The sequence below is a fragment of the Arthrobacter sp. NyZ413 genome (assembly GCF_049390645.1).
Lineage (GTDB): Bacteria > Actinomycetota > Actinomycetes > Actinomycetales > Micrococcaceae > Arthrobacter.
The window spans coordinates 2,741,562-2,755,989 of sequence record NZ_CP155434.1; the positions used below are offsets into that span (position 1 = coordinate 2,741,562).

14 protein-coding genes and 1 tRNA gene are annotated in these 14,428 nt (G+C 62.9%); 10 read left to right on the top strand and 5 right to left on the bottom strand.

What is annotated here, in order from left to right; all coding sequences use genetic code 11:
- Nucleotides 1-46 precede the first annotated feature (46 nt).
- From ABCW42_RS12770 to ABCW42_RS12780, 3 genes are all read left to right on the top strand, one after another.
- The gene (locus tag ABCW42_RS12770) at nt 47-538 is read left to right on the top strand and encodes an OsmC family protein (protein WP_423181599.1); all 492 of its coding nucleotides are present in this window, start codon (nt 47-49) and stop codon (nt 536-538) included.
- A 137-nt stretch (nt 539-675) separates the two neighbouring features.
- Nucleotides 676-1,398, top strand: coding sequence for a mechanosensitive ion channel family protein (locus ABCW42_RS12775; RefSeq protein ID WP_423181600.1), 723 nt, complete (start codon nt 676-678; stop codon nt 1,396-1,398).
- A 1-nt stretch (nt 1,399) separates the two neighbouring features.
- Nucleotides 1,400-1,873 (top strand): globin, encoded by a 474-nt coding sequence (locus tag ABCW42_RS12780; RefSeq protein ID WP_423184886.1) that lies wholly within the window; start codon nt 1,400-1,402, stop codon nt 1,871-1,873.
- A 112-nt stretch (nt 1,874-1,985) separates the two neighbouring features.
- Here ABCW42_RS12780 and ABCW42_RS12785 read toward each other — a convergent pair whose 3' ends face one another.
- A complete protein-coding gene (locus ABCW42_RS12785) occupies nt 1,986-2,651 on the bottom strand; it encodes a hypothetical protein (protein WP_423181601.1) in 666 nt (221 codons plus the stop codon).
- Nucleotides 2,652-2,714: 63 nt separating this feature from the next.
- Between ABCW42_RS12785 and ABCW42_RS12790 the strand changes: the two genes are divergently transcribed.
- Nucleotides 2,715-3,623: an acyl-CoA thioesterase gene (locus tag ABCW42_RS12790; protein WP_423181602.1), complete on the top strand. Its 909-nt coding sequence runs from the start codon at nt 2,715-2,717 to the stop codon at nt 3,621-3,623.
- Nucleotides 3,624-3,730: 107 nt separating this feature from the next.
- Here ABCW42_RS12790 and ettA read toward each other — a convergent pair whose 3' ends face one another.
- From ettA to ABCW42_RS12805, 3 genes are all read right to left on the bottom strand, one after another.
- Nucleotides 3,731-5,413: an energy-dependent translational throttle protein EttA gene (ettA, locus tag ABCW42_RS12795; protein ID WP_423181603.1), complete on the bottom strand. Its 1,683-nt coding sequence runs from the start codon at nt 5,411-5,413 to the stop codon at nt 3,731-3,733.
- A 47-nt stretch (nt 5,414-5,460) separates the two neighbouring features.
- A complete protein-coding gene (locus tag ABCW42_RS12800; RefSeq protein ID WP_133203161.1) occupies nt 5,461-5,730 on the bottom strand; it encodes a DUF6993 domain-containing protein in 270 nt (89 codons plus the stop codon).
- 520 nt (nt 5,731-6,250) lie between these two features.
- Complete coding sequence (locus tag ABCW42_RS12805) at nt 6,251-6,832, bottom strand: single-stranded DNA-binding protein (RefSeq protein ID WP_423181604.1); 582 nt, start codon at nt 6,830-6,832, stop codon at nt 6,251-6,253.
- Nucleotides 6,833-7,077: 245 nt separating this feature from the next.
- Between ABCW42_RS12805 and ABCW42_RS12810 the strand changes: the two genes are divergently transcribed.
- The 4 genes from ABCW42_RS12810 to ABCW42_RS12825 all read left to right on the top strand — a co-directional run bounded on the left by ABCW42_RS12810 (nt 7,078) and on the right by ABCW42_RS12825 (nt 9,888).
- A complete protein-coding gene (locus ABCW42_RS12810; protein ID WP_423181605.1) occupies nt 7,078-8,367 on the top strand; it encodes a hypothetical protein in 1,290 nt (429 codons plus the stop codon).
- Nucleotides 8,368-8,418: 51 nt separating this feature from the next.
- Nucleotides 8,419-8,491, top strand: a tRNA-Arg gene (locus tag ABCW42_RS12815).
- 86 nt (nt 8,492-8,577) lie between these two features.
- Nucleotides 8,578-9,174 carry a GNAT family N-acetyltransferase gene (locus tag ABCW42_RS12820; RefSeq protein ID WP_423181606.1) on the top strand — a complete coding sequence of 199 codons (597 nt, stop codon included), beginning with the start codon at nt 8,578-8,580 and terminating at the stop codon, nt 9,172-9,174.
- 36 nt (nt 9,175-9,210) lie between these two features.
- On the top strand, nt 9,211-9,888 hold the full coding sequence (locus ABCW42_RS12825) for a DNA alkylation repair protein (RefSeq protein ID WP_423181607.1): 678 nt from the start codon (nt 9,211-9,213) through the stop codon (nt 9,886-9,888).
- 15 nt (nt 9,889-9,903) lie between these two features.
- Here ABCW42_RS12825 and mptB read toward each other — a convergent pair whose 3' ends face one another.
- Nucleotides 9,904-11,529: a polyprenol phosphomannose-dependent alpha 1,6 mannosyltransferase MptB gene (gene mptB, locus ABCW42_RS12830; protein WP_423181608.1), complete on the bottom strand. Its 1,626-nt coding sequence runs from the start codon at nt 11,527-11,529 to the stop codon at nt 9,904-9,906.
- A 290-nt stretch (nt 11,530-11,819) separates the two neighbouring features.
- Here mptB and ABCW42_RS12835 point away from each other — a divergent pair, with 290 nt between their 5' ends.
- Nucleotides 11,820-13,133 carry a glycosyltransferase family 87 protein gene (locus ABCW42_RS12835; RefSeq protein WP_423184887.1) on the top strand — a complete coding sequence of 438 codons (1,314 nt, stop codon included), beginning with the start codon at nt 11,820-11,822 and terminating at the stop codon, nt 13,131-13,133.
- A 49-nt stretch (nt 13,134-13,182) separates the two neighbouring features.
- The gene (locus tag ABCW42_RS12840; protein WP_423181609.1) at nt 13,183-14,421 is read left to right on the top strand and encodes a glycosyltransferase 87 family protein; all 1,239 of its coding nucleotides are present in this window, start codon (nt 13,183-13,185) and stop codon (nt 14,419-14,421) included.
- Nucleotides 14,422-14,428: the final 7 nt, after the last annotated feature.

Consider the following 14,428-nt stretch of genomic DNA (forward strand, 5'->3'; position numbering starts at 1 on the left):
GCGGAACCGGGCCACCCTCCGACAGCACGGCCACTAGACTCTTGGCATGAGCCTGGATGAGCACCACTACTCCGTGACCGTCCGCTGGACGGGGAACCTCGGCAATGGAACCTCCAGCTACCGGGGATACTCGCGCGACCACGACGTCGAAATCCCCGGACTGCCGGTCCTGCCCGGGTCGGCAGACCCGACGTTCCACGGCGACAAGAACCGCTACAACCCGGAGCAACTGCTCCTCACGGCGCTTTCCCAATGCCACATGCTGTCCTTCCTGCACGTCGCGGTCAAGCGCGGCGTCGTGGTCACGGACTATGCGGACACCGCTGAGGGAACCATGCGGCTCAACCGCGACGGCAGCGGACAGTTCGAGAGCGTCGTCTTGAAACCGCAGGTGGCCTTCGCGGACCCCGCACACCTGCCGCTCGCCGACGAAATGCACCGTGAAGCGAACCAGCTGTGCTTCATCGCCCGCAGCGTCAACTTTCCGGTACACCACGAAGCGATCACGACGGCGGCACCAGGCCCACGGTCACAGTGAACCAACAGGCTCCAAGCGGTCCTGATGGCGCGTACCCCTGCGCGGCGGCGATAGGGTTGAACGTGGACAAAATGTTCAGCGCCCGGCAATTTCAGGGCCCGGCGAACAATTGGACCCCGTGAGGAGCTTTCCCGTAGATGAACGTCACCACATCGACCGAAAGCATCGTGGCCGATGCCGCAAAGATCGATTTCGTGTCAATCTTCGTCACCCTGGGCATCGGCTTGGTGTTCTGGATAGCAGCCCGGTTCATCATCCTTCGCATCACGCGCAGTGTTGCCGAAGGCACGAGCTTTTTCAAGAAACCGCATTTCAGATGGGTCCAACCTGCCTTCCGGGCCCTCGACCATGAACGGCGGTCCCAGCGGGCACACACCATCGGTTCGCTGCTAACGAGCGTCCTGAGCCTCGTAGTGGTGGTCATCGTCATCATCTACGTCCTCAAATTCCTGAACGTCGACATCGCCCCCCTCTTGACGAGCGTCGGTATCCTCGGTGTGGCCATCGGCTTCGGCGCGCAACAGCTCATCCGGGATTTCCTGTCCGGCATCTTCATTACGATCGAAGACCAGTTCGGGATCGGCGATGTGATCGTGACCGCCGAGGTGGTTGGTACCGTTGAGTCCGTAGGCCTCCGCATCACACGGCTACGGGCCGAAGACGGCGCGATTTGGTACCTCCGCAACGGTGAGATCCTTCGCGTCGGCAACCGCTCGCAAGGAGACTACGTACCGGTGGAAGCCCCTGCGGAGGATGACGCATCGGCCAACCCCGCCGTTCCGGGAAACGCCACGGCACCGACCGCGCCGCAAACCGCGAAGGGCGCGGCCAGGGAACAAGAACAGAAAGCCAGTGAGTGACATGAGCAGCCAGCAGGAATCCGCAGCCCCGAATCCGGACGGGCGTCCGCAGTTGATGCGGGGCGATCCCTTCAGTCAGCCCGCCTACACTGACAGCTTCTACGACGCCGTGGGGGGACACGAAACGTTCGTCAAACTCATTGACGTCTTTTACGACGGCGTGGCCGGGGACCCGCTGCTGCGCCCGATGTACCCCGAAGAAGACCTCGCCCCGGCCAAGCGCCGCTTCCTGATGTTCCTTGAGCAATATTGGGGCGGCCCAGGCACCTACAGCGAAGAACGTGGCCATCCCCGCCTGCGGATGCGGCACATGCCTTTCCAGGTCACCCCGGAAGCCAAGGACCGGTGGCTTTCCCACATGCGCACCGCCGTGGATTCCCTCGGCTTGTCGCCCTTGCATGAGGGCACCCTGTGGGACTACATGGAGCGGGCTGCCCTCACCATGGTCAACAGCCCGTCCCTCCAGCAGCCCTGATCGGCCAGGCACTAGGCCATTCCGAGGTTGTTGCGCCGGCTTGAATGATCATCCGGGCCGGCGCCGTCGTATCCAGCCCGGTGCCGCGGCTTGGTGGAGGCCGAGGCTGTCGTTAGAGGCCGAGGCCTGAGCCCGACCGGGCCAGGATGTGCCCGCGGCTTCCGCTCAAGCGGAACCACCGGCCATTACGGAACAGCCGGTGCTCGCCGTCGCCCAGGAAGCCCAAGGCCAGAGCGGCGAATGCGGCGCCGGCGGGGACGCCGCCCAAGCCGGGAATTTCCCGGCCCCACACCGTTGCCCGGGCGTTATTGACGATCAAGGCCCCCGGCTGTTCCGGCACGATCCCTGCCACCTCCGCCATACCGGCGTCGGCAACGGACTTGAGTTCGGCGTCGGGCACTGATCCAAGCGGCTCCCAGCCGCTGCGCGGAGCCCCGACGCCCGTCCAGGACTCGGAAACCGTCGACGGCGGGATCGGCAGTTCGACGTCGTCGGCACCGGACCGCGCGAGCCGGTCCAGGATCGACGCCAAGGTGACGGTAACGTCGACGTCGGCGTCCTCGGCCAGTGCCACGGTACGCAGCCCCAGGATGGTGGGGGTGGATTCGCCGAGCAGCCGCGGCCTCAGGACGCAAACGTAGGCAGCAAGGACGCCGCCGCTGGCCTGCAGGCGGATGGCGCCGTCGTCGATGCTCTTGGCGCGGGTGGCATAAGTGCGCAAATCGGCGAGATCCCGGGGATCGACGAAACGGAAAGACTGGGTCAAAACATCGGACACATCATTGACTCTACCGGCATGTCCGCGGTTGAGAGGGGTCCGGACGGCGTCTAGAGTCGAACCATGACTGACACCCATGCCGGCGCGGATCATCAGGTCGCCCTCGAGGACCCGACGTCCACCCTCATCGAGTTGTTGTCATTGGCCGACTTCGACGGCGCCAGGACGGCCGAGGACATCTTCCTTGGCCCCTCCCAGAAGCAGCCCCGCCACCGCGTGTTCGGCGGCCAAGTCCTCGCCCAATCCCTGGTGGCCGGCATGCGGACCGTGGACCAGGACCGCACTGTCCATTCGATGCATGGCTACTTCCTCCGTCCGGGCGACGCCAACCAGCCCATCACTTTCAGCGTTGAACGGCTTAGGGACGGTCGCTCGTTCTCAGCGCGTCGCGTCCACGCCTATCAGGAAGGGCAACCGATCCTGTCGATGATCGCGTCCTTCCAAGCTTCGGCGGACGGCGTGGAGCACCAGGCAGCCATGCCGAAGGGTATTCCGGACCCCGAATCCCTCCCGAGCACCGCCCAACTATTGCGGAAGTTCGACCACCCGTTGGCGCGCCATATGTCTTTCGAACGGCCTTTCGACGTCCGCCACGTGGACCCCGCCCTTTATGTGCAGGCGCCGAAGGAGCATACGGCCACCAACGCGGTATGGATGAAGACTTTCGGTCCCATGCCCGACGAGCCCAACCTCCACCTGGCCGCCCTTGCCTACGCGAGCGATTACACCATCCTTGAATCGGTTCTCCGGAATAACGGCTTGAGCTGGATGACTCCCGGCATGAGCGTTGCGAGCCTTGACCACGCGATGTGGTGGCATCGGCCTGTGCGCGTCGATGAGTGGCTGCTGTACGTCCAGGAGTCTCCCAGCGCCCAGGGCGCGCGCGGGCTCGCCACGGGCAAGATCTTCAGCCGGGACGGCCAGCACGTCGCAACAGTGGCCCAGGAAGGCATGATCCGGATTCCTTCGTGAACCGGGCTTTCGTGGACTGGATTGATTGTTAGGCGGCGCCGGTCCCGCAGCAAGAAGGCCGGTGCCCTGGCTTCCCAAGACACCGGCCTTCTTGCCGCAAACCCGTATTAGTCGCGGGTCAGCTTACGGTGCGTGACGCGATGCGGCTTGGCTGCGTCCGGGCCGAGCCGCTCCACCTTGTTTTCCTCGTACGATTCGAAGTTGCCCTCGAACCAGTACCAGCGGGACGGGTTTTCCTCGTCGCCCTCGTAGGCGAGAATGTGGGTGGCTACACGGTCGAGGAACCACCGGTCGTGCGAAACCACTACTGCACAGCCCGGGAACTCGAGCAGGGCGTTCTCAAGGCTGCTGAGGGTTTCGACATCGAGGTCGTTGGTGGGCTCGTCGAGCAGCAGGAGGTTTCCGCCCTGCTTGAGGGTCAGTGCAAGGTTGAGGCGGTTGCGCTCGCCACCGGAAAGCACCCCGGCCTTCTTCTGCTGGTCAGGACCCTTGAAGCCGAACGCGGCAACATACGCGCGGGACGGCATTTCGACATTACCCACCTGGATGAAGTCGAGTCCGTCAGAGACGACCTCCCAGAGGGTCTTGTTGGGGTCGATGCCGCCGCGGGTCTGGTCTGAATAGGAGATCTTGACGGAGTCGCCCACCTTGAGGTCGCCGCCGTCGAGCGGTTCCAGACCGACGATGGTCTTGAACAGGGTGGTCTTGCCAACGCCGTTCGGGCCGATGACGCCGACAATGCCATTGCGCGGCAAAGTGAACGACAGGCCGTCGATGAGGGTCCGGTCGTCGAAGCCCTTTTGCAGGTTCTTCGCTTCCAGGACGAGGCCGCCCAAGCGGGGTCCCGGCGGAATCTGGATTTCCTCGAAGTCGAGCTTCCTGGTGCGATCGGCCTCGGCTGCCATTTCCTCGTAGCGCGCCAAGCGGGCCTTGGACTTGGTCTGGCGGCCCTTGGCGTTGGAGCGGACCCATTCAAGTTCTTCGCTGAGCCGCTTGGCTTGCTTGGCGTCCTTCTTGCCCTGGATTTCCAGCCGGGCGCGCTTCTTCTCAAGGTACGTGGAGTAGTTGCCCTCGTACGGGTAGAGCCGGCCGCGGTCCACTTCACAGATCCACTCAGCGACGTGGTCAAGGAAGTAGCGGTCGTGGGTGATGGCGAGGACGGCACCCGGGTAGGTCGAGAGGTGCTGTTCCAACCAGAGAACGCTTTCGGCATCCAGGTGGTTGGTGGGCTCGTCAAGGAGGAGCAGGTCAGGCTTCTGCAACAGGAGTTTGCAAAGCGCGACGCGACGCCGCTCGCCACCGGACAAGACGGTGACATCGGCATCGCCCGGCGGGCAACGGAGCGCGTCCATCGCTTGTTCGAGCTGGGAATCGATGTCCCAGGCGTCGGCGGTGTCGATCGCTTCCTGCAGGTGGCCCATTTCTTCCAGCAGGGTGTCGTAGTCCGCGTCCGGGCTGGCCATTTCCTCGGAGATTTCATTGAAGCGCTGGATCTTGGAGTAGATCTCGCCTACGCCTTCCTGGACATTGCCCAGGACGGTCTTTTCCTCGTTCAGGGGCGGCTCCTGCAGGAGGATGCCCACGGTGTAGCCGGGGCTGAGGCGGGCTTCGCCATTCGACGGGGTGTCGATGCCGGCCATGATCTTCAGGATGGTCGATTTGCCGGCCCCATTCGGGCCGACGACGCCGATCTTCGCGCCAGGGAAGAACGACATACTGACATCGTCCAGGATAAGTTTCTCGCCAACGGCCTTGCGGGCCTTGGTCATCGTGTAAATGAATTCCGCCATGCCGTTAAATCTAATGGGTGGCACGGCAGAACTCACATTCGGTGCCCCTAGCGGGAGTCCCCCACGAAGCATTTGCCGCTGGCCAGCACGGGCAGCACGGACACTGAGACCTGGCTGTCCCTGATCTCGCCCATGACGCAGTCCTTGCCCGACCTGGCGGCGGCTTCGATGGCGTCCACATCCAAGCCGGTGGGAGTCTTGCTCGCCGATACTTCCACCGCGGAAGCAGGAATTCCTGCGGACTCGAGGCGCGACCGCAGGACATCCTGGGCAGGCTTGGAGGTTTCCGACACCACGGCTTTCAGCGTGGATTCCATGGTCTGGACCAGTTTCGCCGTAGCGGCGTTTGCCGACGGGGTACCCGTACCAGCCGAAGGCTGAGTCGAAGGAGTACCGGCGGAGCCGCTGGACGGCGGAGCCGGACTGGCCGAAACCGATCCGGATGCAGACGCCGAACTTCCACTCACAACCGGTGCGGGAGCAGAACAACCGGCCGCCATCCCGGCGACGGCCAGGGAGAAGACAAGGAACCTCATCAAGTTGGCGGGTGCTTGCTGGCGTCCTGGCGATTTTGGCGAAGTTCCCCTGGTGATCACCCGGCCATTCTGCCATGCGGCGCACCACGCGCTGCGCCGCACGGCATCCTTGGGCTCCGCAGTCCGCAGGGCGATCGGAAGGGCGATCGTTAGGCTCCGCACCCATGACGCTTTCCCACGCCTCAATTCAGGTCGCCTTGCGGGTCCCCTTGCCGGGTCCCCCTGCCGAGAGCCGATGAGAGCCGCCGAGCGCCGCCGGCGCGCCTGTCCCCGGGACAGCCATCGGGGCTTCCGCGACGGCTCACGACGGCGAGCCGACGAGCTCTCCCGTGGCTGCATTCACCCTAACGGGCTCGTTACCTGCACCGTTGACTACGATTTCGCGATCCGCATCAGGAGCACCGTCATCGTCGTCGTCCTCAGGTGATCCCCCATCGCCGTGGGTGTCGTCGCTGTCCTCCGCGGTGGGCCAAGGGTGGTTCTGTCCAGCGTCCACCACTGCCGGAGCGCCCTGCGGATTCGTCCCGCTCGTGGTCCGGATGAAGTTTGCCGATCCCCACATGAGGTCGTGCCCCACCGATTCAGCCACGATTTCGGAGGCGTGGTAGAACTTGCCCTCATGTTCCCACTGCCGCAACTTGAGCCGGCCGACCACAATGACCCGCTGGCCCTTCTTGACGCTGCAACCTATGTTTCCGGCGAGGTACCTGAAAGCCTGGACGGTAAACCAATTCGTATTCCCGTCCACCCAGATGTTGTTCTTGCGGTCGAACCTTCGCTCCGTTGAGCCAAGCCGAAACGACGAAGTTCCCGTTCCTCCCGGCGTGGTGGAACTTGTGATCTCGGATGCAACGAAGCCGCGGACAGTGATGAGGTCGTTCATGGTGTTTGTCCTAACGTAAGTTGAACTGCCTGTCTGGCCTTTCCAGCTTCACGCCCATCCGGTCTACATGGCATCGGCAACTTCGCCTATGTGGAAACCCGCCGCAAAATTGCGGATGTTGAGGAAAAGTCATCCACGCTGTGGGCTTTGTTTCGCGGTCAAATTTGCGTCTTTGAGTTTTTGGAAACTTGGACTAAATTGGGTGCCGTTGCCCGGATTGGGGCTTGCTTTTCTTGGGGGAAATCGTGAAAATCGCTCTGTCAAAGAGCGCCGCATGTGTCGGCGCTCTCATCCTGATGACGTTCCTCTCGCTCTGGCGGTTACCCCAAAACGCCCAAGGAGTGGTGTGGGCCGAAGATGGGGCAGTGTTTCTCACGGACGCCCTCGCGCCTGATCAAGCGTTCACGCCGCTCCGCCCCTACTCCGGCTACCTCCACCTGGTACCGCGGCTGGCGGCCGGGTTTGTGGTTCGGTTTCTCCGGCTCGAGCACTTTGGCATCGGACTCACTGTCCTGGCCTGCCTCGCAGTAGCCGGAATCTGCCTCCTGACCTACCACTGCGCTTCAGGCATCAGCAACAACCGATGGATCCGGGCCGCATGGGGTGCGATCCCACTGGTTGTCAACGTTGGGGCGATGGAGACGCTGGGTAATTTCGCGAATCTCCACTGGTACCTGCTCTGGCTCGCTCCATGGCTTTTGATGAAGCCGGCAAAATCGAAGCTTGAGGGCGGACTCCTCTTTGTCGTAGCAGCCTTGACATCGCTGACAGAGATCATTTCCGTCGTCTTTGTCCCGCTGTTCTTATACAAGATTCGACACAAGAACATGTGGCCGGCCCGAGCAGGCCTCGGCCTGGGGCTCGCCTGCCAGGCATACGCGACGTTGAGGCGCCCCCGGGGCGCCGCCGGACATTACGACCTTGACCCGTTGTCCGTGGTTTATGGTTGGTTCCTTAATACGGCCGGCCCGATCGTCCACGGCTCACCGGCCAAGGTCATGCAGCAGATTGTGAACTTCGGTGCCGCACCAATGATCGTTGCGGCACTCGTTGTCCTCGCCGGAATCGCGGCGGTACTGATCCTTGGCACAAGGAGCGAGAAATGGCTGGCGGTTTTCTTTGCCACGGCGTCCGTGGTCATTTGGGCAGCATGCGTCCTTTCCAATCCAGCGCAATACCTGGACTACGCAACCTTCTCCACGGCGGATTGGAAGCAGTTTTTCGTCTTCGGACGTTACTCCGTAGCGCCAACGATGTTCGTCCTTGCCATCGTTCCCCTCTTGGCCTCCGCGGTGGCCAAATTCGGGAAAACCGCTCCCTTCGCGGTCCTGACGGGGTTTTCCCTGCTGGCGGTTTCAATGTACTTCCCCGGTACCACCGCAACGGACAACGGGCCTGATTGGGCCGAACACGTCTCTATCGGGCGCGATCTTTGCGGAACTGTTCCCGAGACCGAGTTCTACGACATTCCTACATCTCCAACATTCTTCGAGGGCAGGGTCCGCATCCCGTGCGACGTCCTGCGGGCTCCGTAGACCCTGAATTGTTGCAGGACCGGCCCGGCGATACACTGGGGTGCGGTCCCTGCCCCAGTAGCTCAGAGGATAGAGCAGCGGCCTTCTAATCCGACGGTCGGGGGTTCGATTCCCTCCTGGGGCACCGTAAAAAGAGGTCCTGAACTGCGCAAACGCGGTTCGGGGCCTCTCGCCGTCCTGGACCCGCCCCCTTCGGTCTACGCTGATCCCATGCCGCCAATCCCAGCAGACCCGGCCCTGCCCATCACCACCAGTCCGGCAAACTGGCCTGACCTGGAAAAGCTGTTCGGCGTCCGCGGGGAGCCGTCCCGGTGCTGGTGCCGCTGGTTCGCCTTGCCCGGACAGGACTGGAAGGCCACCGCACCCGGGACGCGGAAGGAACAGCTCAAGGCAAAATTCGACGACGGCCCCGAACCAGGCGTCCTCGCCTTCCGCGGCGACGAAGTGGTCGGCTGGTGCGGTGTCGAGCCGCGGCAGTGCTACCCCCGCATTGAACGTTCCCAAGTATTGAAGGCCGCCGGCCCGGCCGCCAAAGCGGATACCGGTGTCTGGTCGGTCAGTTGTTTCGTCGTCGCTCCCAGCCATCGCCGGACCGGGGTGGCGGCCGCATTGTTGAGTGCCGCCGTCGGGCACGCTTTCGCCAATGGGGCCGACGTCGTCGAAGGCTATCCGGTAGATCGTGCGCTCCGTCCGAAGGCAGGTGCCGCGGACCTCTACCAGGGAACCGTTGGACTATTCACGGCTGCCGGATTCACGACTGTCTCGAAGAAAATACCCGGAAGGGAAGTCATGCGGCGATGGCACTGACCGGCATGCGTCGACGGGTGCCTTAGAGTCGTCGATATGGAAGGCGAACGAATCGCGATCATCAGGGATCGGCTGCGGGCGGAATCCGATCCGGAGCGGGCGAAAGCTGCGCAAGCCTACATGAGATCGTCCATACCATCCCTCGGGGTCAGGGTTCCGGTGGTCCGGCGCATGGTACTCGCGACGGCACGGGAACTGCCGTTCGGTTCTCCCGAAGAATTGCGCGACGACGTCCTGACGCTGTGGCGCGAAGCCACTTGGCGGGAGGAACGCTACGCCGCGATCGATCTCACCTCGCTCAAGTCCGTAGCGGGCGATCTCGAGATGCTGCCCCTCTATGAGGAGATCATCCGCACAGGTGCCTGGTGGGATTTTGTGGACGGCGTCTCTGAGCGGATTTGCACCCTTCTACAACACCACCGGAACATCCTGACACCGCTTCTGCGATCCTGGGCCGTGGACGAGGACTTCTGGATCCGCCGGGCCGCCATCACGGCCCAACTCAAGGCAAAGGCGGCCACCGACCTGGAACTTTTCGCAGCAGTTTTGGATCCGAACCTGCGGGACAAGGAGTTCTTCATCAGGAAGGCCATCGGGTGGTCCCTGCGTGAATACGCGAAAACGGACGCGCAATGGGTGCGGAACTACGTGGAATCGAAACGCGCGGCGCTCAGTCCGTTGTCGCTGCGGGAAGCGTTGAAGAACCTCGCCTGAACACCCCCGGGAAGCTCAGGACCGCGACTTCACAATCCCGCGTCGCGCACGGAACAGGACGTGGGTCTTCTTGTCGTAGAACACCAAGTACGCAATGAACAAGACCGCGATGGCGATCGCCACCCCGCGCACTACGGCAAGCGGAATCCAGCCGAAGACACTCAACTGGTCCGTCAGCCCGATGAGGGTGAAAAACGCGGTCAGGTAAAAGACCGTCCGGATCGCCGGGCCGTCCGGTATACCCGTTACGGCAAAGAATACGAGCAGCCAGACCACGTACCACGGCTGGATGACGGGTGCCAGGATCACGACGGCGGCAAATGCCCAGGCCATTCGGCGAAGGACGGTCTTGTTGAAGCCTTCTTCGTCGTCGATAGGTCGCCCCATCCCGATCCCCCGGCCCGGGGTACGCACGGTCAGCCAGACAATAACGAGGGCCGAGACAACAGTGAAGACGGTCTGGATGATCTCCTTCACCACGGGACCCGGACCACCTATGAGATCGACGACGGATCCCGCCGTGCGCGCAACCAGGCCAACCGGGGCGTACCAGATCCATACTGTGCCGGGGGTCTGGAGTGCGCCGAGCCAACCGAATCCCAGGCCGTTCACGACCCCGGCGACGGCTAGGAGGCCTACCGAAATCGCGAGAGTCGCGGCCCAGCGGAGGATCCGTCGGCCCCATCCCGCGCGGGCTCCCGCCCACAGCATCCCCGCGAAAGGCAACGCCACCAAAGTGATCGGCTTGATGGCGATCGATGCAGTGATCAGGACGATTCCAAGAACGGGCCGTTTGACTGAGGCGTAGTAGATGCCTGCGACCACCAAGCCCAACATGAGGGAGTCGTTGTGGGCGCTGGCGATGAAGTTGATCAGGAGGACAGGGTTCAGGACGGCGACCCAGAGCGCCCTGTCCGGGTTGATACCGTGGAGCGCGGCCAGGCGAGGAACGTAGACCGCCAACAGCCAGACGCCCGCGAGCGCTGCGAGACGGAATGGAATCAGTGCGAGTTCAGGGACTCCGGAATCGGGACTGCCGCCACTGATCCAGACCGCTCCCTGTTCGATCCACAGCCACAACGGTCCGTACGGGGTGGGCGCTTCGGTCCACATCGTGTCCGGGCCGAGGGAGAAATAGTTGCTCAGCGCCGAGATTCCGTTGGTGTACGGGTTCAGGCCCTGCAGCATGAGCCTACCTTGCCCGATGTAAGCGTAGACGTCCCTGCTGAACAGCGGCAGCGAGAACATCAGCGGCAGGGACCACATCCATAGTGCACGCATCAGGACCGGACGGGAGGACGGGTTCCACCCGCCAATGCGCTGGGCGATGCGAAGCCAGGAGCGCAGCAGCAAGAGCGCGCCCAGGCAGAGCATCACGGTGCAGAGGATGACGGCTACCGGCGAAGTGCGGGCCATGATGAAAATCGGCAGGCGGATGAGTGTGCCGCTCGTCGTGGCAAGCCAGCCCACTCCGACCGATCCCGCCACCATGAGCAATGAACCAACAAAGCCTTGGAGGATGGCGGTCCTGGCCGTCTTAGCGATCACAGCGCGGTGAGCCGGGGTGTTGGAACCGTCCAGAGCATCCGGATGAGCCAACGAACTCTCCACCTCACGCTCACGAGTCTTCGACGACGCCATCAAAAAAAATCCTGTCCGGTTCCCTGCTGCATCCATCCGAGGCGGCCGCGCCTGCCTCACGGATTATTGCAACTCTAGCATCGACGATTGCAGCCGCCGTGGGCCGTCAAACGCGGAGACGGTCCCCGAAAGGGGCCTGAGATAGGATTAACAAGGCCTTGGCTCGACGCCGAAGACCTGTGGCCACGCCGGTTCCGCGTGAAATTCATAGGAACCGCCATGTCCGAAGCGGCCAGCGCCGCTACGGTTTGCGGCACCTGTGACGACCACTACCTGACAAGGATCCTCCCATTTCAACGGACTCATTCTTCAGCGCGCTCACACGGTTCCGCCATCGTGTCATTCCCTCAGCTCTTGAGGCGAAGCTCAACTCTCCCGGCGGCCTGCTGGCAGCTTTCTGCGTGGTGCACTTGGTGTTCCTCATCTTCGCTTTGCTCGTTTCCCTCCGCGGCGAGGCCTTCAGCGACACCTTTATCTACCGGGATTGGACCACTGCGGGGTTCCGGGACGAGAACTTGAGCGGCGGCCCGAGCCCTTGGGTCTACCCTGTTTTGGCATTGGTTCCGATGGCCATTGCCGGCGTGGCCGGTCCAGGACCGTTCTTTTTCCTGTGGGTGGTCATGATCACGCTGCTGAACGGTGCGGCAATCGCGAAATTAACCGGTTGGGGTCGTCGTCGTGAGGCGATCCCCGCGGCATGGTGGTGGCTGGTTTTCGTCTTCATCCTGGGGTGGCTGGGCTTCGCCCGCGTGGATGGGTTCACCGCGCCAATCGTGCTGATCGCGTTGGCCTACGGAGTGTCGAACCCCTTCATCGCCTCGACGCTCCTCAGCGTCGCGACATGGATGAAGGTCTGGCCTGCGGCGGTTTTGCTCTCCTTGTTCACCGTGGTCAGGCAAAGGACCAAGGTAGTGCTTGCCGGAATTCTGACCACCGCCTTGGTGGTTGCCTTGACCGCTGCTGTCGGTCAACTGCCGAAGCTCTTCAACTTCCTCACCCAGCAGGGCGATCGCGGAATGCAACTGGAAGCCACTTTCACGACGCCGTGGCTGTGGCTCTCGGTCCTGCACGTCGGCGACTCGCGGATGTACATGAATACGGACATCAACTCGATGCAGGTGGACGGTCCGGGCACCGCATTCATGTCCTTCCTCATGCAGCCCCTTCTTGCTTTGGCGGCGATCCTGGTCGCGGCACTGACATTCTGGGCCCTCCACAACGGGAAGCTCAGCGGCGGCTCGGACCGCACTGAACTGTTGTTGGCTGGTTCCCTGACCATGGCAAGCGCCTTCGTGGTCTTCAACAAGGTCGGGTCACCCCAGTTCATGGTCTGGCTGGCACCCGCAGTCGCTGTGGGCCTTGCCCACAGCTGGAAGGAATGGCGGGTCCCTGCGGCCATGCTGATAGCGATCGGCGTGGCCACGTACTTCATCTATCCCCTGTTCTACGATGCCTTGAGCCATAACAACCCGTGGATGGCCTTCGTCCTGACCGTGCGCAACCTCCTCCTTGTGGTCTTGTTCTGTTGGTCCGTGCGCCGCCTTTACCTTTTGGGCAAGAAGATTCCGGCCGACGCACCGGCCCCCGTCGCCAAGGAGTCCTGAGATTTCCGTCCGATTCTTTGACGCGCTGGTCCGGGCGCGCTATACCGTAATGCCCCCTGCCGCCGTCGGGTGGTTTACCCGGCCGTCCAGCGTGTGGTGGGGCTTCGCCGTCGTCCATATCTACTTCCTTGGCTGGATGGCGAGCTTCTTCCTCGCCGGGAACACCTTCAGCGACACCGAGCAGTACCGCCAGTGGGCGATGAACGGCTACAACCCGGCGGACCTCAACGGCTCGATCAGCCCGTGGGTTTACCCCGTCCTTGCCCAGATTCCGATCTTCCTGGCCGATATCGCCGGCCCCGGCCCGTATCTGTTGGTCTGGACGCTGATCATCACCGCGCTCAACGCCGCGGGCCTGCTCATCCTGACGCGGGGACCACGCAAAACGAGCGGTATTGCGCCCGCATGGTGGTGGCTGTTCTTCACCGTTTTCATGGGCTACCTCGGTTTCGCCCGGGTGGAGGGAATCACGGCTCCCATCGTCCTCGTGGCGCTGCTTTACGCAGCCACGCGTCCCGTCGCCGCCGGAATACTCCTGAGCATCGCGACGTGGATCAAGGTCTGGCCGGCCGCGGTCCTGGCGCCGATCGTCATTGCAAGCCATGCGAGGTTGAAAGTCATCGCGTGCGGCGCAGCCGTCACCGCGGCTGTCGCTTTAGGCACCTACCTGTCCGGCGGGTTCCCGCACATCCTCGACTTCCTGACCAACCAGGGCGAGCGCGGAATGCAATTGGAAGCCACTTTCTCGACTCCGTGGGTCTGGCTGAGCGTTTTCAATATCGGCGGTTCCAAAATCGCGGACAACGTCGCCATCAACTCGACCGAGGTGTATGGTCCCGGCGCCAGTGTTGCCGCATTCATGATGCAACCGCTCCTGCTGCTGGCCGCCGTCGCCGGCGCGGCCCTCTTGGTGTGGGCCCTTCGACGCGGCGCCGAACCGGAAGAACTCTTCCTTGAAGGCGCCCTCATGATGACCACGGCATTCATCGTGTTCAACAAGGTAGGTTCACCGCAGTTCATCATCTGGCTGTCACCGGTGGTGGTCGCCGGCCTCACCCATGACTGGCAACGGTGGCGGGTGCCCGCGGCGCTCCTCATGGGAATCGCGATGACCACATTCGTGATCTATCCGTTGTTCTACACTCCGCTCATCCACGCCAATCCCGTGATGGCGGCCGTGCTCACAGCACGCAATGTCCTGCTGGTCGTCCTGCTGTGGTGGTCCGTGCAGCGGTCCCTCGAATTGGGGCGCAGCTCGGATGCTCCGGAAGCAATCCGGAGCGCCTGAGGCGCCG

Coding starts and splice junctions, on each gene's coding strand:
- ABCW42_RS12770 (WP_423181599.1), top strand. CDS start 47: ATGAGCCTGGATGAGCACCACTACTCCGTGACCGTCCGCTGGACGGGG.
- ABCW42_RS12775 (WP_423181600.1), top strand. CDS start 676: ATGAACGTCACCACATCGACCGAAAGCATCGTGGCCGATGCCGCAAAG.
- ABCW42_RS12780 (WP_423184886.1), top strand. CDS start 1,400: ATGAGCAGCCAGCAGGAATCCGCAGCCCCGAATCCGGACGGGCGTCCG.
- ABCW42_RS12790 (WP_423181602.1), top strand. CDS start 2,715: ATGACTGACACCCATGCCGGCGCGGATCATCAGGTCGCCCTCGAGGAC.
- ettA (WP_423181603.1), bottom strand. CDS start 5,413: ATGGCGGAATTCATTTACACGATGACCAAGGCCCGCAAGGCCGTTGGC.
- ABCW42_RS12800 (WP_133203161.1), bottom strand. CDS start 5,730: ATGGAATCCACGCTGAAAGCCGTGGTGTCGGAAACCTCCAAGCCTGCC.
- ABCW42_RS12805 (WP_423181604.1), bottom strand. CDS start 6,832: ATGAACGACCTCATCACTGTCCGCGGCTTCGTTGCATCCGAGATCACA.
- ABCW42_RS12820 (WP_423181606.1), top strand. CDS start 8,578: ATGCCGCCAATCCCAGCAGACCCGGCCCTGCCCATCACCACCAGTCCG.
- ABCW42_RS12825 (WP_423181607.1), top strand. CDS start 9,211: ATGGAAGGCGAACGAATCGCGATCATCAGGGATCGGCTGCGGGCGGAA.
- mptB (WP_423181608.1), bottom strand. CDS start 11,529: ATGGCGTCGTCGAAGACTCGTGAGCGTGAGGTGGAGAGTTCGTTGGCT.
- ABCW42_RS12840 (WP_423181609.1), top strand. CDS start 13,183: ATGCCCCCTGCCGCCGTCGGGTGGTTTACCCGGCCGTCCAGCGTGTGG.